Below are 26,086 nucleotides of genomic sequence, written 5' to 3'. Positions count from 1 at the left end.
AATGAAAAAATTAAATAGAATTAATACAGGATTAGAGAAATTAAACCCAATAAAAGTGGTTCAGTTTGGAGAAGGAAATTTTTTAAGAGCTTTCGTTGATTACGCATTTCAAAGACTAAATAAAAAAGTTGATTTCAATGCCGGAGTTGCAATTGTTCAGCCATTGAAAAAGGGTATGATAAACATGATTAACGACCAAGATGGTTTGTACACTTTGTTTATGAATGGAATCAAAAAAGGGGAAAAAATACAAGATATTGAGTTAATTACCAATATTGTAAAAGCTATAAATCCATATACTGATTTTGCTGATTATTTAGCATTAGCCAAAGAGTCAGAACTTCAATTTATTGTTTCAAATACTACTGAAGCGGGTATTGAATTTATCGAAAGTGACACTCCAGATATGCAACCACCGGTATCATTTCCTGCAAAGTTGACTGTTTTATTATATGAAAGATTCAAATATTTCGACGGAGAGGCTTCTAAAGGTTTGACTATCATTCCTTGCGAATTGATTGATTATAACTCAGAAACTTTAAAGAAATATATTTTGCAATATTGCGATCTTTGGGAATTAGGATCCGATTTTAAAACTTGGTTATCAGACGCTTGTACCTATCACAGTACTTTGGTAGACCGAATTGTTCCTGGATATCCAAGAGCTGAAATTGAAGAATACAATAACAAATTAGATTATCAAGACAATCTAATTGTAGCTGCTGAACCATTCTTCCTTTGGGCAATTGAAGGCGGTGATGCTTTAAAACAAAAGTTGCCTTTTCATAAAACAAATCTGAATGTGAAAATTGTTGACGATATTCGACCTTTTAAAATGATAAAAGTTCGTATTCTAAACGGCGCACATACAGCAATGGTTCCTTTTTCACTTTTGTACGGTAACAAATTAGTAATGGAAACCGTTAACGAAAGTTTTACTGGAAAATTTGTAAACAGCGTTATTAATGAAATTAGTACTACGCTTGATATGGACAAAATGGAAATCCTTGCCTATACTGAAGAGGTAATGGATCGATTTAAAAATCCATTTATCAAACATGCATTGGCTGATATTGCTTTAAATTCTATCTCAAAATTCAAAGTAAGAGTTTTGCCTAGTTTATTGCAATATTATAATGCGAATAAAAAATTGCCAACTAATTTAACTTTTTCATTAGCTTGTCTAATCCAATTCTACAAAGGAACTTGGAATAACGAAGAATTACCTGTAAAAGATTCTCCAGAGGTAGTTGAAGCATTTAAAAATGCTTGGCAACTAGGAACTTTAGATTTGGTTGTTGCTAAAGTTTTATCAAATACTGAATTCTGGGGTGAAGATTTAACAAATGTTAAAGGTTTATCAGAAGTGTTAATAGTAGCTTTAAGGGAAATTGAAGCTAATGGAATCGAAAATGGTTTTGTCAATTACAGCAAACAATTTTAATCAAAGGATATACATTATAAAAATTATAATTATGCAAAAGAAATTAATAAAAGTAAATCCAACAGATAATGTAGCGGTAGCATTAGTGAATCTTGTTGCTGGTGAGAAAATCAGTTTTGAAGGAGAAGCAATTACAATCGAGACAGATGTAAAAATGAAGCATAAAATTGCGATGAATACTTTAGAAGTAGGTGATCGAATTATTATGTATGGTGTCTTGGTTGGAAAGGCTAGTGCTCGAATTGAAAAAGGAGGACTACTCTCTACATTAAATGTCAAACACGAAAGTGACAAAGTAACCGGAAAAACTGAAACTATTGGTTGGATTGTTCCTAACGTTGATAAATGGAAAGACAGAACTTTTCAAGGATATCATAGAGAAGATGGACAGGTGGGAACTGAAAATGTTTGGTTGTTTTTCCCATTGGTTTTTTGTGAAAACAGAAATATCGAAATCTTGAAAGATATCTTCGAAAAAGAACTGATGAAGCCCAAAGAAAACGATTATCAATTGTTGTTGCGTTCTTTGGTAAGTTCTGAAAGTGGAGTCGCTGGTAATAAGGTAAAATCAAATGACGGCGATTTATTCAAAAATATTGAAGTAAAATTTATCACGCACCAAGGTGGCTGTGGCGGAATTCGTCAAGATTCGCATAGTTTGGCTAAATTATTGGCGGGTTATGTCAACAATCCAAATGTGGCGGGAGCAACTGTTTTGAGTTTGGGTTGCCAAAATTTGCAAATTGAAATATTTAAAGATGCATTAAAAGAAATAAATCCAACAAGCACAAAACCGGTTTTGATTTACGATCAACAATCCATAGGAACCATTGAAGCAATGTTGAGTAGCGTGGTGAAAGACTCGTTTGAAGCCATCAAAAAAGCAAATCAATTAGAAAGAACTCCGGCGCCATTGTCTAAATTAACAATAGGTTTGGAATGCGGTGGTTCAGATGGATTTTCTGGAATTTCGGCAAACCCAACATTGGGCGTAACATCGGATTTGCTTACCGCTTTGGGAGGAACCACCATTCTTTCGGAATTTCCGGAATTGTGCGGTGTAGAACAAGAACTGGTAAACCGTTGCAATGAAGATGAAGATGGAAAACGCTTTTTGGAATTAATGAAATGGTACGAAAAAACAGTAGTGGATGCAGGATCTGGTTTTGATATGAATCCATCACCAGGAAATATCAAAGATGGATTAATTACAGATGCGATGAAATCTGCTGGAGCAGCCAAAAAAGGAGGAACTTCGCCAATTGTGGGAGTTTCAGATTATGGAGAATACATTTCGAAACCAGGTTTAAATTTATTGTGTACACCAGGAAATGATGTAGAATGTACTACAGCAATGGTGGGTTCAGGAGCCAATATGGTATTGTTTACAACAGGTTTAGGAACTCCAACCGGAAATCCAATTGCACCAGTTATCAAAGTTTCATCTAATTCTGAATTGGCCAGAAAAATGTCGGATATCATCGATATTGACACGGGCGGAATTATTACAGGCGAAAAATCAATAGATGAAATGGCTGATGAAATGTTGGAATTTATCATCAATGTAGCCAGTGGAACCATAAAAACAAAAGCGGCGATTCTAAACCAGAACGATTTTATTCCTTGGAAAAGAGGCGTTTCTTTATAAGTTTATTGTTTAGTTTTAAAAAAAAAGGTGGGAGAAATTTATTCTTCCACCTTTTTGTTTTATAGTATTTCTTTATTACTATTCCAATCTAAATTATGAAAAAACATCCAATTGAGTTCAGTATTTGTCGGTTCAATTTCGAACAAAAAAAAGGATACCCATTACTGAATATCCTCTTTTAACATTATAAAATTACTCTATTACTGTACTATTACTTTTACTGATTTTTCACCATCTGCTGATTTTGCATTCACAATATAAACACCACTATTGATGTCTAAACTAGTATCTGCATCAGCTTGTGCTGATTTAACCAATGAACCAAGAACGTTGTAAACATTCACTTTTGTTCTTGATTTTATGTTTGACAAGAAGATTTTGTTGTTTTTTGCATAAACAGTTATATCTAATTCTTTTTGAAAATTTTGAGTTGTAAGTGCTGGAGTTGTAACATTAGCACCAGTTACTTCAATTTTATATAGATTACTTGAGGTAGTATCACCATAGATATAAATTTTTCCAACAGCTGCTTGAACTGCAGAAATATTTGCTGTAAAAATAACTAAATCTACTGGAGTTGTGCCACCAATCGAAGTACCTGAACCAAGAAGTTCAGAACCATTAGTACACATAACTTTACGAGCTGCACCATTAGAACCTGTTTTGAACCATACTTTTACTGTACAAGCGCCATCAACTGTAAAATAAACATAACGTTGTGTTGGCAATAAATTTCCAGCAGTTCCTCCGCCACCACCGTTCAATTGAAAACGATTTACCGCTGTAAAACCGTCAGTAAATGTTGCGCCACTTGCAGTAACAGCAGCAAAATTTGTATTCGTAGCAATTGGAAACAAACCTAACTGATCTTTTACAATTTCATTAGAACCAATACCGGCAGATATAGGCCAAGTAACAGTATCATTACCAAAATCCCAAACTTTTGTTTGTGCATTAACAAATAATGCCATAAACAGCATAGGAAGAATTAAAAGAAGTAATTTTTTTTTCATAATAAAAGTTTTAAGTTGTTTAATAATTTGTAATCGATTGCATAAAAGTAGTATTTTTTTTTAAAATAAAAAATAATTTATGTTTTTTTTTAATATTCCTGAATTAATCTTCTGTTTAATAAACTATTGCTGATTAAAACAGAATATAACGTTCGCTTTCCTCTTCATTAAAAAAGAGCAATCATGGCATTTAAAACTTACTTACTTTCTACCGATATTTTTTGGCTTCAAAATCTCCCCTTTCAAAACAAAATAGGATAAAAAAAAGCCCTAATAAAAAATATTAGGGCTTTCATATTGAACAAGGTTTGATTAATATGTCATTAGTTTAACTGTTTTTTGTCCATCAGTAGCTTTCACAACTACGATCCAAATGCCTGCATTTAAATTGAAATTGGCATCCGAATTGGTTTCGAATGATTTAACCAATGAACCATTTAAACCATAAACAAAAACTTTAGTATTTGATTTTACATTAGAAACCACAATGTTGTTTTTGTAAGCATAAACATTTACAGAAGAATTAGCTTGGTGATTTTTGATTTTAAGTGATGTATCATTGGCTTTTAATTGAGGAATTGGATCCCAATTATCGGTTCCTTTTGTAAAATTAAAAGTGGTGATAGCTGTTCCGTCAGTTAATGTTGGTGTAGATAACAATGTTGCCCAGGTAGCACGACTTGCTGCGTTATTTACTCCTGAATTTTCGATAGTTCCGTATTCGTACATTTTAGGAGATTCTCCACTTAATGAATTATTCCATCCAAGAGGCATAATTAAAGATTGGCCCACAAATCCTGGATAATTGGAGGTTTCGATTGTGGTGTTGTAAAAAACAACTTCGCTTGTGTTTGCAGCCCAAGGACGACCAAAGTGACCTGGTTTAGAGCGATAAATAGAAGCCGTTTCAGTACCAGGAATAGCTGTGGTCACTTTACATTCGTACATTAAATAACCTCTTCCTGTAGATTGTTGTGCAGCAGTTATATAAGAGGCATCGCTACTAGCGTCACTAGTATTCATAGCCAAATCTGTTTGGTAAAACACGGCGTCCATTCCGCCAAAAATATAATCGGTACCTCCCATCATTACTCCTTTGTACACCACTACTCTAGAAGTTGTACCTCCAAAGAAAGAATCTTGACGACCAACCACACGACATTTATTCAAGACTACTTTGTCGATTGCGTTTTTGACAGCAAATGCTGCAGCTCTTTCTACAAAAGCTTTATCTTGAACAGCAGTGCTTCCAAAAGTTGTTGGACGCAATCCTTTGTTACCAACAATCATCTCGACTACATCCTGAGATTCTTTCAAAGAAATGTATTGATTATAGGAGTTTTCGATAATAATATCTTCGGCAACAAATCCGTTTGCACTAACTAGCAAAGTTGCATTCCAATAAGAATTATTGGTGGTTCCACTAACGTTAGTATAAGGTTGAGAACCGTTTTCTTTATTAATTCGCAAAACATTTGCATCCCATTTTTGGTTGTTTTTCATGCTGTAGTAGTTATACCCTATTCCATAATAAGAAGTGATTCTTACTGCATCAGCATCAATATCCACTCCTTTGTTCAACAAGTTAATGTTTGGCGTTGCTGCTGCATTTTTCAAAGTAATATTGGGTTGAGTAATGTCTATCATTTCTTCATAATTACCTGGATCGATCATTATGGTTACTCTTTGCGTTGTAGTTCTCGTCATAAAACCAACAGCAGAAAGAGCTGCATTTATTGTTTGATAATTTTTACCAGCTCCTACTGTTAATGTTGACGAATAAGTAGTACTGCCACCTCCTACCTGAATATTAGTAAAATAAGTAGTTAAAGCTGTTCCACCTAAAGTAATTGTAACATAACCCGGAGTAGCTTCGGTCCCTGTGTAAGTATATTCTACATTTTCAAAGATAGAAGTACTATTACTAGCTGTTGTAATTGCAACACCACCTTCTATAGAGAAATTAGCAGCGTAGTAATAGGTAATCAACACCTTATCACCAATGTTTTTTACAGGAATTTTAATAGTTGCACCACTTTTGGCTGTCAAATCACCGTTGCCAATACGATTAGAAACCGTCCCCGTAACCAACATCCCTTTGTGTCCTGCAGATGTAGTTGTTGATACTGTTCTATCGTCGAAAGACCAAACCGTTACTGATTTAAAATCAATTGTTTTAGATAAAGCTGCTCCAGTGATTTTTAGATTAGAAACTATTCCGCAATCCACAGGATAATTATCTAGTCCAGAGTAAGCAACGCTATAAGTTCCATTACGCAAAGTTATTCCTGTAATTGAATTGAAAGGATAAACATAACCGCTTTCATTAAGGTTAGTGAAAGTCAATTTCAGGTTACTCAATTGTGTAGTGTCTAATCCAGGTGCGATTATTGTAACTGGATAAACGGGTTTTGACGTAAAAGCAACATCGGAAGCAGTTGTACCTGTAATCGTTATTGTATTGGCCAATATTTCATAATCATTCACGCTTTGTGCAGAAATAGTGTATGATGTATTCGCCTCTAATTCCACTGTGTAAGTAGAATTCGCAGTATTTATTACTGGTTTAGGAATAAAAATTTTATTTGCTAATGGGTCTGGAGTATATATCAAACTTACTTTTGAAATATTGGTGCCTAATCCTGTAATTGAACCGCTTACAGTGAATAAATCAACTTTCACAACTGCAATGCTATAGCTTGTAGTTGCATCAGTAACCGCCAAAGAAGTACCATTACTAATAATATATCCATTGGCATTAATCATACTCATATTGTAAGTAAATCCTGCAGGAATCGTAACATTATAAGTTCCTGATACCACAGGTGCAATCCAAGATTTTCCAGCTGGATTGGTAAATACTACTGAATATCCAGAAATTCCAGGGGCAGCAGTTTCGTCAACAGTACCGTTGATCGTTGTATAAGTAGCTTGTTTTCTATAAATTCTGTAATAATTTCCTTTTCCTACCAAAGAAGATATTTTGAAATCACCTGCTTGTTTTGCCTGAAATTTGACAATCGAAACAGCAGTTCCAGATTGTACTACTGGTAATGTTTCTGTCTGTGAAGTACCAGTTGTAGTGTTAACAACTGTTATCGAATTACCCGCAGATTCTGTACTAGCAACGAGGGTTACTTCATCGTCAACATTCAATGTTAATGTAAAAAACCTTGTTGTAGCACTAGCAGCACCATTACAATAATATCTTGCCGTATAATTGATATCGGTTGTACCAATACTGCTCGAGGCATAACGAGTAATAGCCGTATTTGTAGTGTACAACCTATCAGAACCACCCGTTTTAAGAGTCAAAACTCCTGAAGTAAGTGTTAGCACCGTCGATGATGGTAAATTAGTACCGGTTGTGCCAGCGGTGATTCCTGGATACCAGGCATTAATATCGGCCACTGTTAATTTATTATTATACAAATTTGCATCTAATTGTTGCCCTCCAAAATCCCAAACATCGATTTTTTGGGCTTGTGTAAACGATATGGATAGCAACAAAGTAAAAATTAGTAATTGTAATTTTTTTTTCATAATTGGTTTGATTTATTTGTTTATATGGTAAATAGAAATTAAAAAAGGGAATACAAAACACTTGTTACTGCATTCCCTCTATCTTAGAATTAAATTTAGAATGATTTAATTATTTTAATAAAAATCTAAAAAAAATCATTTGAAGAATTAGGTTTATTTCTAGTAACCGTAATCGTTTACTAACTTCCCGTTACTGGATTCAATAAATACTTGCCATATTGGCCAAAATTGTTTAGCGTCAGGATTTACACCCGCTTTGTAAAGTGAATTTGATTTAGTTACAGCAGTTGCTCCTGTCCAAGCCCAACTAACAGGAGTGTATCCTGCTCCCGGATCGGTAGTTTCGCCGCGATTTAAACCATAAATAATTAGAGAAACATTATCTGTATTGTATTTGAAATACAAAGTAGAAGGTACAGTTGCATATTCATCAGTTCTTGACTGTAATCGTGACATTTTATCTTTGGCAATATCTAAGTTTGCTTTTAACAAATTCCAACGAATAAGTGCTTGTTTACGTTCCATTTCACCAGTAAATTCAAACTTATGTTCTTCGACAATGGCTTTGAACATATCTTGTTTAGAAGTTAAAGCATTAACATAAGCATCCACTTTTACAGGATGTTGTGCTAAAGGAAATGCTCTTTTTCGAATTTCTTTTAAATAAGGAACAGCAGCAGTAGCACCTTCGATTTCGTTCGCTGTTTCAGCAGCCATCATAAGTATTTCAGCATATCGCATGTACATTTTATTTATACCATCATCATTTGTAGAGGTAACCATTCGTTTCATCCATTCGTAACGATATTTTCCAAAATACCAAGTATCCAATTTATCTTTATTTATCACTTGTTTGGCAATTCCAGATACAGCAGCTCCGTACAAATAAGGAACACAAGTTACATCTCTACGGCTATCATACTGATCATAATCATAAAAAACGAAAGGTAATGGACCTGCAACTCCACCTCTATTACTTCCATTGGAATGAAACTGATCGTTAGTAGTGTGTCGAACTGCAAAGGTAAAAAGCATTCTTCCACGACCATCAGAAAAAGGCAGCTCCCAAAGTGATTCTCCACCAGCATTTATGTCCTCTTGATTGTATTTTTTCCATAATGTTTCAAATGAAGATTCTAATCGTGCAGTTCCACTTGTAATGACTTCTCGGCAATCTACAAGTGCTAACTTATACATTTTATCGACTGAAAGTTCTGGGTCGGTACTTCTTCTAACTCCATCAGGATATTGTTGGTATCCACTGGCAGCCAATGCTAAACGAGCACGAAGTCCTTTTACAAAGGCTTTGTTAATTCTTTCTACAGTAGCGGTAGCAGAGCTTCCTTTTGGCCAAGCCACCAAAGTTGCCGCTTCCTCTAAATCTTTTATAAGTTGTTTGTATATTTCATCGCGACTTGTTTTTGGCAAATAGATAGTTGCTGTAGTAATTGGTTCAAAACGCATAGGTACATCGCCCCAAGACTTTATTAAATCGGCATAGTATATAGCTCTTAAGGTAAGTGCTTCTCCTAATAACTGCCCAAGTTCCGTTCCTGGTTTTGGGTTACCAAAATTGCGTAATCCTTGAACACAAATATTTGCTCGTTCGATACCTGAATACATCATTGCCCAAACATTATTGGCGGTATTCATTTCGGTATTATTTGCCGTGGCACTATAGGTACAAAGTTGTGATTTGTTGTCATCCGTTTGCGATGCATTGAACCATTCTGTATCCGTATTTAAACCATAATAGGTTAAAAAACGACCTCTATATGAGTTGGTTTCTGCAAAAGGGATTTTTATCCCATCAACAGCGCCAGCAGCTAAAGCTGGAGTTGAGAATATAACAGACTCATCTAAGGATGATTTTGTAGGTGCCTCTAAATAAGTATCTAGAGAATCTTGACACGATGTAAAGAAACCAGATAAAATTAATCCTGAAATTATTATTATTTTTTTCATATTAAAATAAGTTATTCAATTAAAAAGAAAGATTTAAACCAAATACAATTTGTCTGCTACGCGGGTATGCCGAGTAATCTACCCCTGGTGTATAAGGAGTGGCTCTTCTTGTAGAAACCTCTGGATCTGGACCCGAATAGTTGGTTGCTGTAAACACATTACTCATGGTTTGATACAATCTTAGTTTAGATATCCCTAATTTTGAAACCAAAGCATCAGGAGCAGTATATCCTATTGTAAAGGTATTAAGTCTAAAGAAAGAAGCATCTTCAACTGCCCAATCAGAAAAAACAAAGCGATCCATTTTAGGCGACCACATTGTAGTAGTAGCATTTAGCGCTGTTAATGCTGTAGGATCGGTTACTAACAAACCTGTAGTTGGATCAAGATTTGTCCATCTTTGTCCATCAGCCATTTCGGAAGTTAGGTTTCTATATTGACCGTTTGGTGAAGTTGCAGTAGTTGTAAATTCTACTTTGTTTGCATTATAAGCATCATTGCCATAACTCCAGTTAAAAGCAGCCATAAAATCAAATTGATGCACATTAGCATTTATGACAAAACCTCCTGTGTGTTTTGGATTTGCATTTCCAATAAAGGTAATGTCATTTGCATTTATTGTCCCAGGTACTTCTCCCGGTAAATCAACAAGGTTTTTTAATTTCATTGAACCCGGTACAACTGACCCAACAACATTGGAGTTATTTGCAACACCTGTTTTTAAAGTATAAACTCCTCCAGAAAAATTAAAATCGGAAACTTCGTATCTTCCATCATTGATGTAACCTCTCATCAATCCAAGAGGCTGACCAACATTTACTGCAAAGTCATTTCCTATCGAAGTAGATGCCCAACCACTTGAATATCCAAAGTCATTCATGATTCCAAGGCTATTGATATTATTTTCATTGAAGCCTATGTTGAAATTAAAACTTAATCCATAATCATCCTTTTCAATTGCAACTACATTTAAACTTAGCTCAAGACCTTTATTTTGATTTTCTCCCATATTTCTATATTGAAAATCATAGCCCGTTCCTGATACAGGAAAATTAATTAAAAGATCTTTAGTAATGTTGTTGTAAACATCTACAGTACCACTGATGCGATTGTTAAAGAAACCAAAGTCAATTCCAAGATCCTGTGTAACTGTAGTTTCCCATTTTAAATCAGGATTTGGCATTGTCTTAGATGCTGCCCAGAAGTTGGTTACATTATTTATCCAAGCAGAAGCAGAGGATTGAAATGTTCGAATCGTTTGTCCAACTGGAATGTTATTATTTCCTGCTTCACCATAACTGAATCTCATTTTAAGTAAATTCACCCAAGAAACGTCCTTTAAAAAACTTTCTTCATTAATTTTCCAAGCAACTGCCGCTGAAGGGAAATATCCCCAACGATTGTCTCCTAAAAATTTACTGGAACCATCTGCACGGAAAGTAGCAGTAAAGAGATAGCGGCTTTTAAAATCATAGTTTAGACGTCCAAAAAAAGAAAGTAATTTATCATCAGGACTGTAATAATTGTCAACTGATTGAGGAATACCCTGAGTGGTCAAATTGATTGCGTCATCAAAAGTGAAAGATTTAGGATACCCTTGAATTGTACTTGTTACTTTATTATTCTGATAATCTATCATTTCTTCTCCTAAAAGAAGCTTTAAGCTATGATTCTTACCCAATAAATCTTTAAAATCATAATTAAGGGTATTGGCATTCCGAAAACGTTTGTTTTTTTCATCACTCATAATCAACGATGGCTTTCCTTGATTTGTTGCGGCAGGAACATTATTTACATAATACGTAGAACGACCATAGAAACGATAATCTAAATTATTAAAAACATCTAATCCAAAGTCAGATTTAAACTGAAGATTATTGATGATTTTCCAAGAAAAACTGCTTAACATATTAAAATTATTTCTAATTTGTTTGCGGCCATTATCTGCTATTGCAACAAACGGATTCACTAGATAACTTGATATTGCTTCGTCTGTATCATCAGTAGTTAAACCTGGCAAATCAATAGGTGAATATCCCACCACATGCTTAAGTCGTGAATCTGCTGATGAAACCTCCTTTTGTTCATTAGCACCTGAACCACCTATAACAGTATTAGAGTAACGCATCGTAAATGAAAGATCTACTTTTTCACTTGCTTTATTTTTTAAATTTAATGACAAGTTATTTCTTCTAAAATCCGAGCCAACCATAATAGCTGATTCGTCATAAAGCGCATAATTAAAGTTATAATTAATTTTATCTGAACCACCACGAATTCCTAAATCATGACTTTGAACTTTACCAGTACGACCATAAATCTCTTTTTGCCAATCTGTTCCTTCTACACCAGCATAACTCTGCCAAGCCCCAAAGTATTTGTCGTAATCTTTTGCTGACCCCTTTGGCGAACTTGATAACATAGCATATTCATATTGCCATTTTGCAAAATCTTCTGGATTAAGTACGTCGAAATAATTTGCAATCGTTTTTGCACCATAAAATACATTATAATTTACAGACATCTTACCATTTTTACTACCACTTTTAGTAGTAATAATTATAACCCCATACGCTCCTCTAGAACCATAAATTGCAGTAGATGATGCATCCTTCAATATTGTAATGTTTTCAACATCCGAAGGAGAGATGTCACTCATACTATTTACAGGAAAACCATCAACTATAATTAATGGCGAACTATCTTGAGACAAAGAACCACCACCTCTAATTCTAATTTTTACTTCAGAATCAGGAGAACCCTCGGAAGAAGTTACTTGCACACCAGCAATACGCCCTGTCAAAGTTTCAGCTACGTTTGACATTGGTACTTTTTTCAAATCGGCACCAGAAACCGAAGCAACAGAGCCAGTTAAGTCAGATTTTCGAGATGTCCCGTATCCAATAACTACAACTTCATCTAATTTTGAAGCTGCATTTTTTAAGACCACATTCAAAGTTGTCTTTTGCCCAACACTTTGTGTTAACGTTTCAAATCCAATAGATGAAAAAACAATTTCGCTTTTTGAACTAGCAACACGTAATGTGAATTTTCCATCAATATCAGAACTAGTAGAATTTTTTGTGCCTTTTTCAACAACATTCACACCAGGAATTGATAGCCCTAAATCATCTTTTACCAAACCACTAATGGTTGTAGTTTTATTTTGCGCTTTTATTTCTATAGTAGCAAATAAGCTCAGCAGAAGCATAATCACAAAACTTGTTTTTTTGCCCTTTTTAAATACTAGTTTAACAATCATTTGATTATGTTTTATTGGTTATTATTTTGATTTTTAATGGTTATTTAAGAAATTGGATTTAATTCATTTTCGTCTTTATTTTTTCTTAATGATAAACTAATTTTATTTTGTGTCTATACTCGAGAAGAAAACTTGATTTTAACATTTAATTACTAATTTGAAAACAAATTCTTTATTCCTATTTTCTTTCATTATGATTTTTTATAAAAACACTTAATTATAAAATTATCAAACTGTATTTAAATAATTGTAATCGATTGCACAAACTTAAAAATTAATTTTGAGAAAAAAAAATTTAATTTCCGAAAAAAAACGGGATGTGAAAAAAAAGATTGATTATTTGAGTATTGCGCAATAATAATGGTAAAAAAAATGGTATTTATATTCATTGTAAATTAAAACCTTTAAAAATCACCTTTTAAAATAGAACCTGAAACTAATTATATTGTAGAAGAAAATTTATTTAAAAAAAACCCTAAAATCAAGTAATCGTTGATAAATAAAAAGCCAATCCCATTGATATCCATAAAAACGCAAAACTTAATTCAAGACAAACGACTAGATAAATTGTTTAAATTTTGAAGGATTAAATTTAAAAAAGGAATAAATCTCAAGAAAGGAGTAACACATTCAGTTACAGTAAGGAAAAGAAAGATGGAACAGTGACAAACATTCTCTTAAAAAAGGTGTTTTCAAACTATTAAACAAAAACAATATTAACGCAAATTAGAATTTCTTGATGATGATTTTCTAATGTGCAATTCTGGTTTTAATATCACTTTTTTTTCTATTTTTAAATTTTCGTTATTATTTATTTGTTCTAAAAATACTTTGGCAGCCATTTTGCCCATTTCCAAAGGAGATTGGTCAACAGATGAAATCGAAAGCTCCATAAACTTAGTAAAAGGTTCGTTACCAAAACCAAAAACACAAAATTCTTCTGGAATCGTGATGCCTTTTTCCTTTAGGACTTGAATAGCTCCTAAAGCAGCAAAATCACTGGTAGAGAATAAGGCATCTGGAGGATTTTCTAAGCTCAATAATTTTTCAATGGCTAGTCTTCCTGCATCAACATTACTCTTTATCTGGAAAACATAATTTGAATCAAATAGAATTCCATTATCTTCTAAAGCTTTTTTATATCCCTTAGTTCTATTTTGGAAAATTTCTAATGATTGATCTCCTGTAAAATGTGCAATACGATTACAACCCTCGTCAATGAGTTGCTTTGTGGCTAAATATCCTCCTTCAAAGTCATCGATAGTAACTGAGCTAACTCCATCAATATGTTTCTTTCTATCAAAAAATATCAAAGGCACATTTTTATCTACAACTCGTTTCATAATATCATTATTTTCATTAATCACGTTAGAAATAGACATTAAAATCCCATCGACCTGAGCGTTCAACAGTGTATTGATGTTGTCTGATTCAATTTTTGCATCTTCGTGTGTTTGACAAATAATAATATGATAGCCAACTGAATATAATTCCTCTTCAATACCACGAATGATAGAAGCGAAAAAATTACTGTCGATTCTCGGAACAATTACACCTACATTGTTGCTTTTCCCACTACGAAGAGCCAACGCTAGCCTGTTTTGTTTGTAATTCATTTTGGCTGCCGTTTCCAAAACAAGTTTTCGAGTACTTTCACTAATTTTTGGATTATTATTTAGCGCTCTTGAAACCGAGGCGGCTGTAATATCAAGTTCTTTTGCAATGTCGTAAATTGTGGTCCTACGGGTCATATCGGGAAAATATAGAATTTTTTTTTGTAAATATATATTAAAAAAATCAGAATTACTAAATCAAAATGTTATCGATTGCACAAAACATATTGTTTATACAAAGTATTCCTAAAAGCAACTTAAAATATTTAATTATCCGTTTTATTACTTTTAATTACACTTAATGCTTTTTTAGGTATATTTTTTGTTTATTTAAAACTTATTCGTATGTTTGCGTAATCGATTACATATACTGAAACCAAAATAAAAATAAAAAATAATGAAACATTTCAAAATATTTTCTTTCACTAACAAAACCAATGTAATCATTAGATTAGCACTTGCAATGGTTTTATTTATTTCAACAGCAGCAAAATCCCAAGAAATTCAAGACACAAAAGACGTTTGGAATAAAATGGAATCTATAATCAAAAATGTAAAACCAGTTACTTTCCGAAATAAAACCTATAACATTTTACAATATGGGGCAAAATCAAACGGTACTTTCAACAATACTGAAGCTATAAAAAAAGCAATTAAAGTTTGCTCCAAAAATGGAGGAGGAATTGTCCTTATCCCAAAAGGAAAATTTTTGTCGGGTGCAATTCACTTAGAAAACAATGTGAATTTGCATTTACAAGAAGGTGCAGAAATATTTTTTAGCACCAACCCAAAAGATTACCCCTTAGTTCATACCACTTTTGAAGGAACAGAATGCATGAATTATTCGCCACTTATTTATGCGTATCAAAAAACAAATGTTGCTATTACTGGAAAAGGAACAATCAATGGTCAAGCCAATAATGATAATTGGTGGTCTTGGTGCGGAAAAGATACTTATGGGTGGAAAGACGGAATGCCAAAACAACAAAAAGACATTGAAAACTTAATGAATATGGCTGAAAATGGAATTGAAGTTCCTGAAAGAATTTTTGGTGAAAATCATTATTTGAGACCCAATTTTGTTGAGTTTTTTGAATGTACAAACGTATTAGTTAAAGATATAAAAATAATTAATGCGCCTTTTTGGATTCTTCATCCAATGAAAGCTACAAATGTCACCATAGATGGTGTCGCCATAAACAGCCACGGCCCAAACAATGATGGTTGTGATCCAGAATATTCAAAAAATGTAATCATAAAGAATTGCTCTTTCAATACTGGCGATGATTGTATTGCAATAAAAGCAGGTAGAGATGCTGATGGAAGAAGAGTAGGAATAAAAAGTGAAAATATAATTGTTCAAAATTGCAAAATGTATGATGGTCACGGCGGAGTAACTATTGGTAGTGAAATGTCTGCAGGCGTTAGTAATGTTTATGTAGAAAATTGTATAATGAGCAGTCCAAACCTTGATGTTGCCATTCGACTGAAAACGAACTCCAAAAGAGGCGGATTAATCGAAAATTTTTATGTGAGAAATATTGAAATAGGAGAAGTAAAAGAAGCAGTTTTAAAAGTAGATATGTTTTACAATGTTCATGGCAATCAAGAGGGAAAATTCATTCCCCGTATTGAAAATATCAGTCTTGAAAATGTAAAAGTAAAATATGGCGGAAAATTTAGCATTTTAGCTACTGGTTATAAAGGGTCTCCTATTAAAAATATTACCTTTAAGAATGTAATTATTGAAAAAGTAGATACTCCGTTTTCAATCGAAAATGTTGAAAATCTTAAATTGATAAATACTTACATTAATGGTAAAATTATTGAAAATTACGAAAATTAATATTGCGATAAATAGAACTTCTGAAATTGTAATTATAAATTATTTTTTGAATTGAGGATAACTAAAACTTTCAAAATCGTCAATAAAGTATAGTAATGGAAACAAAATTGGATTTAATTAATTGCTTTAAATTAGCCGAATCAAGAGTTTACAATTTTACAAGCTCCCCTTTTTAAATTTTGGTAGAACGTTTAATTCTTCAAACTTGACAATGAAAAAAATTGCAATACTTCTGTTTTTTTTATCCAAATTTGTTTTTGCGCAAGTTCACTACCCTATTGATACAACTTACACCATAAAAAGTGTTTATAAAAAGCTGAAAAAAGAATACCCAAACGTAAGCGTCGCACAGCCCAAAAAATATGAAAACGTAAAAGAGCAAAAAGAAATTGTTTATCTAAAAATAAACAACCGAAAACTACATCTTGATGCGTATTTCAATAAAACCAAGAAACAAAATCCCGCTCTAGTTATCCTACACGGTGGCGGTTGGAAATCCGGAAACAAATCCCAAATGGAAACCTTTGCCATTGAAATGGCCTCTAAAGGATATTCTTGTTTCAATATTGAATTCCGATTATCACCAGAAGCAATATATCCAGCAGCAATTTTTGATGTAAAAAAAGCAATTATCTATATTAAAAAAAATGCCCGAAAATTCAATGCAGATACTACTAAAATTGCCATATTAGGCTGTTCATCTGGTGGACAAATGGCCTCTTTGATAGGGACTACAAATGGAAACAGAAACTTTGAAGACAACAATAAAAGTTCTATAAATTCCTCAAACGTGCAAGCAATCATCAATATCGATGGTATTTTAGCATTCAAACATCCTGAATCCATCGAAGGAAAAGTAGCTGGTCTTTGGTTAGGAGGAAATTATGAAGAAAAAGCAACAGTTTGGCAACAAGCTTCTCCTTTAAATCATACAGACAAAAAAACACCTCCTACCCTATTTATAAATAGCAGTATTCCCAGATTTCACGCTGGAAGAGACGATATGATTCTAATTCTAGACAAATATGGAATATACAATGAAGTCCAAACTATTCAAAATTCACCTCACTCCTTTTGGTTTTTAAATCCTTGGTTTGATGAAACTATAAATTATACCGCTCAATTTCTTGAAAAAGTATTTAAATAATTGTAAAATGAAAATATTAAAAATTACCACAGCATTAATCGTATTGAGTTTAACATCTTGTCAAGCCCAAAATAATAAAACCACGAGTAAAAACCCAAAAATTTATGCCGAAATATCTGTGAAAGAAGGTGGCAAATGGGAAGGTCGCAAATACATTGGTGGTACTTTTAAAAATGTTCAAAGCTTAAAATTGGCTCCAGAACATACCGATCATTCTTTCGATATTAGATACGAAGGTCCTGGTTGGGAAAGCAATAAAATAGGCTATCGTTTGTATCTCGATTGGAGAAATGCCATTGATATTTTCGGAAAAAAAACCGAAGCAATAGTATTGCCACAAGTAGGACTTGATGGTTTTGATTCCTACCACGAAATGAGTGATTGGGGATCTGATATTCTAAAAGCTGGAAAAGGAATCGGGATTGGCTCCATCGATCGCTACTTAAACAAAGAAAGATTACACTTTTATGCTGTAGATTCTACCATTGCCAAGGTTCAAAATAAAAGTAATGAATCAATTGTGAAAATCAATTATTACGGTTGGAAAACAGCGGATGATAAAATTGATTTTACATCTGAACTTAGCATTAAGCCAGACCAAATTTATACAAAACACACTTTTCAAGCTTCTAAAGAAATCAAAGGGATTTGCACTGGAATTGTAAAACAAAAAAATACTGAATTCCTAAAAAAAGAAAGTGCTAACAAAAAATGGGCCTACATTGCCACTTACGGAAAACAATCCTTGGTTCCAGACAATTTAGGGATGGCTATTTTTTATGAAATCCGTACTGTAGAATCTTTAGTAGATGCCGAATTTGATCATTTATTGGTTTTCAAACCAAGTACCAAATCAAATTCTTTTTACCTTTTAGGAGCTTGGGAGCAAGAAATAGGAGGCCTTAAATCTAAAGAAGAATTCATCAAATATTTGGATGAAAAATTAGTGGTTTTAAACAAAAAGAATAAACTTTAGTTAAAATAAAATATATTATAGGCAATAAAAATGAAACACATAGGAACATAGAAAAAAGAATACGATAGATCAATTCTTGGTTTTCGCATAGCTATGTTTAACTATAAAAAATGAAATGTCTTTTTAAATTAATAAAAGCAATGATTCTATGCGTTTTAAAAAATATAAATTGAATTACAAAATGGGAACTAAATATTAAACATCCAAATTATGTTAAACAGAAAACTAAATATTTTAAAAGCTACCACACTATTTATTTCACTAGCTTTTTTTAGTTGTAAATCCAAAGCGCAAGAACCCATAAAAACGGTTCAATCACAAAATATTGAAATTTCAAAAGACGCAAAATGGTCCGATAAAATGGCTTTAACGTTAATGAAACGTCATCCTCAAGCGTATATGATTGATGATGCAAAAACCCCAAAATGGGACTATGTACACGCCTTGGTACTTCACTCGTTCGAAAAATTGTATAAAAAAAATCCAGACCCAAGGTATGCAGCTTACATAAAAAACTATGTAGATATTTTAGTTCATAACGATGGAACCATTAAAACCTATGAATTAGAAAAATACAACATAGACTTAATTTTGCCCGGGCGATTGTTGTTTAATTTATACCAAACAACAAAAGAAAATCGCTATCTAATAGCTATGCAAACGTTAAAAAAACAACTCGAAGGACAACCAAGAACTGCAACTGGTGGATTTTGGCATAAACAAATTTACACCAACCAAATGTGGCTCGACGGATTGTATATGGGAGAACCTTTCTATGCACAATACACCACTACTTTTGAAAACGGAAAAAACTTGAACGACGTGGCCAAACAATTTGAAGAAATTCAATTGCACGCAACGGACCCAAAAACAGGATTGTTATATCACGGCTGGGACGAAAAAAAATTAATGCCTTGGGCTAATAAAGATACGGGTGTTTCTCCAAATTTTTGGTCAAGATCCATCGGTTGGTATATGATGGCCTTGGTTGATGCCTTGGATTATTTTCCAAAAGACCATCCAAAACAAAAAGAATTAGTAGGTTATTTGAACAACATCGCCGCTAGTTTAGAGAAATTTCAAGACGAAAAAACGGGTTTGTGGTATCAAGTAACCGATTCAGGTGCAAAAGACGGGAATTATCTAGAATCATCCGGAACTTCGATGTTTGCTTATGCTTATGCAAAAGGAGTAAACAAAGGATATTTAACGTCAAAATATAAAAAAGTAGCCAATAAAGCCTTCGATGGTTTGACTACCAAATTGATAAAAGTAGATGATGATGGTACAATTACACTAACTCAAGCCTGCGCCGTTGCAGGACTTGGAGGCAAACCCTACAGAGATGGATCTTATGAATATTATGTCAATGAAAGAAAAAAAGACAATGATCCAAAAGCCACTGGACCATTTATTCTAGCTGCCTTAGAATTAAACAGATAAAATAAAAATGAAATTTTTTAAAATCATAGCCTTTATATTATTCCTAATTTCAATTCAAACGATAAAGGGACAGGAAAATCATTCCCAAGTTTGGGTAGCTGATAACGGTGATGGAACCTATAAAAACCCCATCTTGTATGCTGATTATTCTGACCCGGACGCCATTCGAGTTGGAGATGATTATTATTTGACCGCTTCATCGTTTAATTGCATTCCGGGTTTGCCAATTCTCCATTCTAAAGATTTAGTAAATTGGAAATTAATCGGTTATGCGTTATCCAAACAAAAACCTTTAGAAGTATTCAATAAACCTCAACACGGCAATGGTGTTTGGGCTCCTTGCATTCGATATAAAAACAATGAATTTTATATATACTATCCCGATCCTGATTATGGCATTTATCTTGTAAAAGCAAAAAAAGCCGAAGGACCTTGGTCTGAACCTGTTATGGTCAAGGAGGGAAAAGGATTAATCGACCCGACTCCTCTTTGGGACGAAGATGGAAAAGTATATCTTGGATATGCTTTTGCCGGAAGCCGTGCTGGAATCAAAAGCATTTTAGCTGTTTGCTCAATGAATTCTGATGGTTCGTTAGCCAATAATGATGACGTAATGATTATTGATGGTCACACCGATGAAAACACCATTGAAGGTCCGAAATTTTACAAACGAAACGGCTATTACTACATTTTTGCCCCTGCTGGCGGAGTGGCAACTGGTTGGCAAACCGTTTTAAGATCAAAAAATATTTTTGGTCCTTATGAAAAAAGAAAGGTTCTGGATCAAGGAAAATCAACTATAAACGGTCCGCATCAAGGTGCTTGGGTTCAAACCCAAACCGGAGAAGATTGGTTTATTCATTTTCAAGACCAATTCGCTTACGGAAGAGTGGTGCATTTACAACCTATGAAATGGGAAAATAATTGGCCGATAATAGGAAATGATGATGACAAAAATGGCATCGGCGAACCAGTAATGAAATATAAAAAACCAAATATTGGCAAAAAATCATTCCCAATCGAGACACCGCCTGAAAGTGACGAATTCAACGTTCCAAAACTAGGACTCCAATGGCAATGGCACGCAAATCCTCAAATTACTTGGGGCTTTCCAACACCTATGGGATATTACAACTTGAATTGTATTCCTGTGCCAAAGGAAGCTATAAATCTGTTTGATGTTCCCAATTTACTTTTGCAAAAGTTCCCTTCAAACGAGTTTACTGCCACAACAAAACTCACGTTCAATTCTCGATTTGACGGCGAATATACAGGATTGGTGATTATGGGATTGGATTACAGTTTTTTATGTTTAAAACAAGAAGGAGGAAAATTATTCCTTTCCCAAAAAACGAATAAAAATGCAGATAAAAAAGGTTTGGAATCAGAAAGTAAACCTGTTCAAATAGAAAACAAAACAGTTTATTTGCAAGTAAAGATAGAAACTGGTGGAATTTGCAATTTCTTCTATAGTGAAGACGGTCAAAAATTCAATCCATTAGGCGAAACTTTTACAGCAAAAGAAGGAAAATGGATTGGTGCAAAAGTAGGTGTTTTAGCATTGAGAAAAGGCGTAATAAATGACGCTGGAAGTGCCGCAATTGATTGGTTTAGAATAACAAAATAACAACAAAATTAAAATGAAAAAATTAAAAACTATAATTGCATTCGCATTACTATTTGTAGTAAAGACAAATATTCAGGCTCAAGTTCACGATCAAAAATGGTCCCAAATTATCAATGAATCTGAACCGTCTTGGTTTGCAACCACTGAAGCAAAAGCAGTTGCTGAAAATGTTTTGCTGTACCAACGCAATATTGGTGGTTGGCCCAAAAACACCCAAATGCAAACTCCATTGACTGAAGCTGAAAAGCAAAAAATAATTGCACTTAAACCCATTACAAAAGAATTAACGACCGATAATAGAGCAACAACACAAGAGATGTTGTTTCTATCAAAAATGTACGCACAAGTGCCAGACGAGAGATACAAAAATGCCTTTTTGGCTGGTTTGGATTATTTGCTGAAAGCCCAATACGAAAACGGTGGATGGCCACAATTTTACCCTCTAAAAAAAGGATATGCCACACACATCACTTACAATGATGATTCAATGGTAAACATTTTAAATGTTATAAAAGAGTACGTTGACAAAACGGATTACTATTCTATAAAACCCCCTGAAGCCACTATAGAAAGAGCCAAAATCGCTTTCGACAAAGGGATCGAATGCATTTTGAAAACTCAATACAAACAAAATGGTTTATTAACGGCTTGGTGTGCACAACACGACGAAGCGACCTTGCTTCCGGCAAATGCGCGCGCTTATGAATTAGCCTCTTTAAGTGGGAAAGAATCTGCTAAAATCGTATTGCTTTTAATGTCAATTGAAAACCCATCTCCTGAAATAATTACAGCCGTAAACAGTGCGGTAACTTGGTTCGAAAAAACAAAAATCACTGATTTGAGACAAGAACGAGTTGCTGTTCCAAACAGCAAAATTATGGAAAAGGTTATGGTAAAAGATGCGAATGCAACTCCTCTTTGGGCTCGATTTATGGAACTCAGCGACAACACTCCCTTTTTCTGTGACCGCGATGGAATTAAAAAAGCATCCATTGCTGAAATAGGACAAGAACGAAGAACGGGATACGCTTGGTACACCAATGAACCAAAAGAGGTATTGAAAAAATACCCAGCTTGGAAAAAAAAACTGAAGTTGTAACCGAAAAACCAATTCTTGATAATAAAAAAGTCCTAAAAGACGAATTTAACATTGTTGTTGACAAAAACGGCAACGGTGATTTTATCACAATTCAAGAAGCCGTGAATGCAGCAAAAGCATTTCCGTCTGAAAGAATTACCATTTTTGTAAAGAATGGCGTGTACTATGAAAAAGTAAAAATCCATTCCTGGAATCCTAAAATTTCATTAATTGGCGAAAGCCGAGAAAAAACAATTATCACGTATGACGATTATTTCAACAAAATAAATATCGGTCGAAACAGCACTTTTCACACCTACACTGTTTTAGTCGAAGGCAATGATTTTATAGCCAAAAATTTAACCATTCAAAACACCTCAGGCGAAGTGGGTCAGGCAGTTGCATTGAATGTCAATGCTGATAGAGTCATAATTAGCAACTGTTCCCTATTAGGAAATCAAGATACGCTGTACACATCGGGTGAAGGAAGCAAGAACTATTTTAAAGATTGTTATATCGAAGGAACTACTGATTTTATTTTTGGAGATGCTACTGTTTTATTCGAAAATTGTACCATTCACAGCAAAAGTAATTCCTATATAACAGCCGCTTCAACACCTCAAAATACCGCGTTTGGATATGTTTTCAAAAATTGTAAACTAACCGCAGACCCAAAAGTAACCAAAGTTTATTTGGGAAGACCTTGGCGAATTTATGCCAAAGCGGTTTTTATCAATTGCGAAATGGGCAACCATATAACACCCGACGGTTGGCATAATTGGTCCAAACCCGAAGCAGAAAAAACAGCTTTTTACGCCGAATATATATGCAATGGCACAGGATTTCAACCCGACAAAAGAGTTATTTGGTCACATCAATTAAAAAAATCAGAAGCAAAAAAGTATACTGTCGAAAATTGTATGGGATTGAATTTTTCCAAAACAATAAACGATTTATTTAGAAATACTAAAAAATAATATATAAATATATGATACGAATTTCAATTTTTCTAATGTTAGTTTCCCTAAACTGCTTAGCCCAAAAACCAACCATTTATGGCATTGGAGATTCAACAATGGCCAATAAACCTTTAGCAAATGAAAATCCAGAACGCGGTTGGGGACAAATGTTGCCACTATTTTTCAATGATAATATTACAATCGATAATAGAGCCGTAAACGGACGTAGTACAAAAAGTTATATAGATCTAAAACTTTGGGATGCGGTTTACAATTCCCTTAAAAAGGGAGATTATGTTTTCATACAATTCGGACATAATGACGGAAAAGTAACCGATTCTACACGCTATACCAATCCTCATACTGCTTATCGCCATAATCTGATTCGCTTTGTGACTCAAACGAGAGAAAAAGGCGCAACTCCAATTATATTTTCTTCTATAACACGAAGAAATTTCAACGAACAAGGTGTCTTAATTAGTACACACGCCGATTATACTCTTGAAGCTCGTTTGGTAGCCCAGGAGTACAATGTTCCTTTTATAGATATGGAATATTATACGGAAATATTAGAAATGAAATATGGGCCTGAGAAATCTAAACAATTGCATTTGCATTATAAAGTAGGTGAAAATCTTTTTTTTCCCGCAGGAAAAGAAGACAATACCCATCTAAATGTCAAAGGAGCTACTGAAATTGCTAAGATTGCAATAACTGAATTAAAGAAAACCAACCTCGATTTAGGAAAATATATTAAGAATTAAAAAATCCTTTTGCTTTTAAAAACTAAAATCCTTTTTTCTAGGTTGAAGTCTTCAATATGACTTTTTTTTTAAAGGATAATCAATATTTTGATTTTTAAGACAATGCGTTTAAGAAATATTTTTTTTGTACTATTTCACCACATAATCAATCATACTTATTTCTCGACTATTTTTTTTTAGAGATAGTACATTTCAGTTAAAACTTCAAAATTCAGATTTTATTATTATTTTCAAATTATATCATTATATTTGTAATCGATTACATTTTTATATTCTACCATTAAATCAGTTAGTTGAATTATATAAAAATCCTAATTATAAACTTATTAAACCCCACCAAGAAATGAAAAAAATTGTTTTTGTTGTTGCATTTATATTTTTTCTAAATTATACTTCAGGTCAGAATTATTATATGTCCAATCCCGAGGGTTTTGGAGCAACTACTACAGGAGGAGGGAATCCCACAGTTTCTAATACGGTAACAGTTTCAACCTATAGCGCATTAAAAACAGCCCTAAATTCAACTGCGGTTATAAATTCTATAATATTAGTTTCTGGAACTATCGACTGTGACTATACTAGTGTTTTGTTGTCAAACAAGACTATTATAGGAATGCCTGGAGCAAAACTAAGAAACAATAAGATAACCATCAATTCTAAACCTCCATCGGCTAGTGATTCTTCAACATCGGCAGCAAATTCAGGAATTCTTTATATAAAAGCAGGTTCCAACAATGTAATTATCCGAAACCTTATTTTTGAAGGTCCAGGTGCTTTTGATTGCGATGGCCGAGACAATCTTACTAACGAAGGTCGAAACATTTGGGTAGATCACTGCGAGTTTCAAGACGGAATGGATGGTAATTTTGACATTAAGGGACAGGCCGATAACATCACGGTTTCTTGGTGTAAATTTACCTATTTAAAACCAGCAATCGCAGGCGGTTCAGGTGGTTCTTCTGACCATCGCTTTTCAAATTTAGTAGGTTCATCAACTGATGATATGCCTGCTTCTGATGGCAGATTCAGTGTAACTTTTCAAAATTGTTATTGGGCAGAAGGTTGTAAAGCCAGAATGCCAAGAGCCAGAAATGCCGAATTGCACGTACTAAATTGTTATTTCAAAACTAGTGTTTCAGGTGCTTCGGCTGTTGGATTGGGTGCCGGAAATAGCGGTACAACTTGTTATGTTGAGAATTGTAATTTTGAACAAATAACTACTATTTCAAGTCCTGTTAATGAAGGTTCTGGAACTACATCAGTAAAATTTGATGGTTGCACAAAAGGGGCAACACCAACAGCTGTAACTGGTCTGGACAAACTGACGGCTACAAAACCATCTTATACCTATACAATATTTCCAGTAGCCGATGTAGTTACTTTTATTCCAAATGCAACTTGTGGAGCAGGAGCTACTCTAAACGTTACAGCACAAGGAGTGATTTCGACAGCCTGTCCTAATTTAGGTATAGAAGATCATAAATTGAAGTTGGGTGAATTTTATCCAACAGAAGTTGATACTACTTTAAATATTAATTTATCTGATACTGTTTCAGGAGATTCAGTTATAAATATATATTCAATTTCTGGCGAAAAAATAGTGTCTTATTCAAAATATGTAACTTCCGCTGAAAAATTATCAATTGACGTTTCCAACTTGTCTAAAGGATTCTATTTATGCAACTTAAGAATTGGCGAAATTACAACTACTTGGAAATTTATTAAGAAATAAAATTGTTTTCGAATACAATCATATTT

At 33.7% G+C, this 26,086-nt stretch carries 16 protein-coding genes; 11 read left to right on the top strand and 5 right to left on the bottom strand.

All coding sequences use genetic code 11. The annotated features are described in order from the left end of the window. The first annotated feature begins 1 nt into the window (after nt 1). Nucleotides 2–1,444: a tagaturonate reductase gene (locus FNW17_RS05625; protein WP_144071098.1), complete on the top strand. Its 1,443-nt coding sequence runs from the start codon at nt 2–4 to the stop codon at nt 1,442–1,444. 31 nt (nt 1,445–1,475) lie between these two features. Beyond that, entirely contained in the window at nt 1,476–3,092 is a 1,617-nt protein-coding gene (locus tag FNW17_RS05620) for a UxaA family hydrolase (RefSeq protein WP_144071097.1), read from the top strand. Between the two features lie 200 nt (nt 3,093–3,292). Here FNW17_RS05620 and FNW17_RS05615 read toward each other — a convergent pair whose 3' ends face one another. From FNW17_RS05615 to FNW17_RS05595, 5 genes are all read right to left on the bottom strand, one after another. Then, entirely contained in the window at nt 3,293–4,105 is an 813-nt protein-coding gene (locus FNW17_RS05615) for a T9SS type A sorting domain-containing protein (RefSeq protein WP_144071096.1), read from the bottom strand. Nucleotides 4,106–4,417: 312 nt separating this feature from the next. Next, nucleotides 4,418–7,648 carry a hypothetical protein gene (locus tag FNW17_RS05610; protein ID WP_144071095.1) on the bottom strand — a complete coding sequence of 1,077 codons (3,231 nt, stop codon included), beginning with the start codon at nt 7,646–7,648 and terminating at the stop codon, nt 4,418–4,420. 159 nt (nt 7,649–7,807) lie between these two features. Next, nucleotides 7,808–9,613: a RagB/SusD family nutrient uptake outer membrane protein gene (locus FNW17_RS05605; protein WP_144071094.1), complete on the bottom strand. Its 1,806-nt coding sequence runs from the start codon at nt 9,611–9,613 to the stop codon at nt 7,808–7,810. A gap of 19 nt (nt 9,614–9,632) precedes the next feature. Continuing rightward, nucleotides 9,633–12,875, bottom strand: a complete 3,243-nt coding sequence (locus FNW17_RS05600; RefSeq protein ID WP_144071093.1) for a SusC/RagA family TonB-linked outer membrane protein — start codon at nt 12,873–12,875, stop codon at nt 9,633–9,635. A gap of 716 nt (nt 12,876–13,591) precedes the next feature. Further along, nucleotides 13,592–14,626: a LacI family DNA-binding transcriptional regulator gene (locus tag FNW17_RS05595; protein ID WP_144071092.1), complete on the bottom strand. Its 1,035-nt coding sequence runs from the start codon at nt 14,624–14,626 to the stop codon at nt 13,592–13,594. A gap of 259 nt (nt 14,627–14,885) precedes the next feature. Here FNW17_RS05595 and FNW17_RS05590 point away from each other — a divergent pair, with 259 nt between their 5' ends. The 9 genes from FNW17_RS05590 to FNW17_RS05555 all read left to right on the top strand — a co-directional run bounded on the left by FNW17_RS05590 (nt 14,886) and on the right by FNW17_RS05555 (nt 26,060). Further along, nucleotides 14,886–16,334 (top strand): glycoside hydrolase family 28 protein, encoded by a 1,449-nt coding sequence (locus FNW17_RS05590; RefSeq protein ID WP_144071091.1) that lies wholly within the window; start codon nt 14,886–14,888, stop codon nt 16,332–16,334. A 211-nt stretch (nt 16,335–16,545) separates the two neighbouring features. Beyond that, complete coding sequence (locus FNW17_RS05585) at nt 16,546–17,481, top strand: alpha/beta hydrolase (RefSeq protein WP_144071090.1); 936 nt, start codon at nt 16,546–16,548, stop codon at nt 17,479–17,481. Nucleotides 17,482–17,488: 7 nt separating this feature from the next. After that, nucleotides 17,489–18,457, top strand: a complete 969-nt coding sequence (locus FNW17_RS05580) for a DUF4861 family protein (protein ID WP_144071089.1) — start codon at nt 17,489–17,491, stop codon at nt 18,455–18,457. Between the two features lie 210 nt (nt 18,458–18,667). Continuing rightward, the gene (locus tag FNW17_RS05575) at nt 18,668–19,900 is read left to right on the top strand and encodes a glycoside hydrolase family 88/105 protein (RefSeq protein WP_144071088.1); all 1,233 of its coding nucleotides are present in this window, start codon (nt 18,668–18,670) and stop codon (nt 19,898–19,900) included. Between the two features lie 7 nt (nt 19,901–19,907). Further along, complete coding sequence (locus FNW17_RS05570; protein ID WP_144071087.1) at nt 19,908–21,527, top strand: glycoside hydrolase family 43 protein; 1,620 nt, start codon at nt 19,908–19,910, stop codon at nt 21,525–21,527. A 13-nt stretch (nt 21,528–21,540) separates the two neighbouring features. Further along, nucleotides 21,541–22,626: a pectate lyase gene (gene pelA / locus FNW17_RS16485; RefSeq protein WP_235893248.1), complete on the top strand. Its 1,086-nt coding sequence runs from the start codon at nt 21,541–21,543 to the stop codon at nt 22,624–22,626. After that, entirely contained in the window at nt 22,602–23,582 is a 981-nt protein-coding gene (locus FNW17_RS16480; RefSeq protein WP_235893247.1) for a pectinesterase family protein, read from the top strand. Before pelA ends, FNW17_RS16480 begins: the two co-directional genes overlap by 25 nt. A gap of 11 nt (nt 23,583–23,593) precedes the next feature. Then, a complete protein-coding gene (locus FNW17_RS05560) occupies nt 23,594–24,328 on the top strand; it encodes a rhamnogalacturonan acetylesterase (RefSeq protein ID WP_235893246.1) in 735 nt (244 codons plus the stop codon). 343 nt (nt 24,329–24,671) lie between these two features. Then, a complete protein-coding gene (locus tag FNW17_RS05555; protein ID WP_144071086.1) occupies nt 24,672–26,060 on the top strand; it encodes a T9SS type A sorting domain-containing protein in 1,389 nt (462 codons plus the stop codon). Nucleotides 26,061–26,086: the final 26 nt, after the last annotated feature.

The sequence above is a fragment of the Flavobacterium franklandianum genome, assembly GCF_007097365.1.
GTDB classification, from domain to species: domain Bacteria; phylum Bacteroidota; class Bacteroidia; order Flavobacteriales; family Flavobacteriaceae; genus Flavobacterium; species Flavobacterium franklandianum.
The sequence above is the reverse complement of the archived record's forward strand: the minus strand, read 5'-3'. Positions and strand labels throughout refer to the sequence as shown.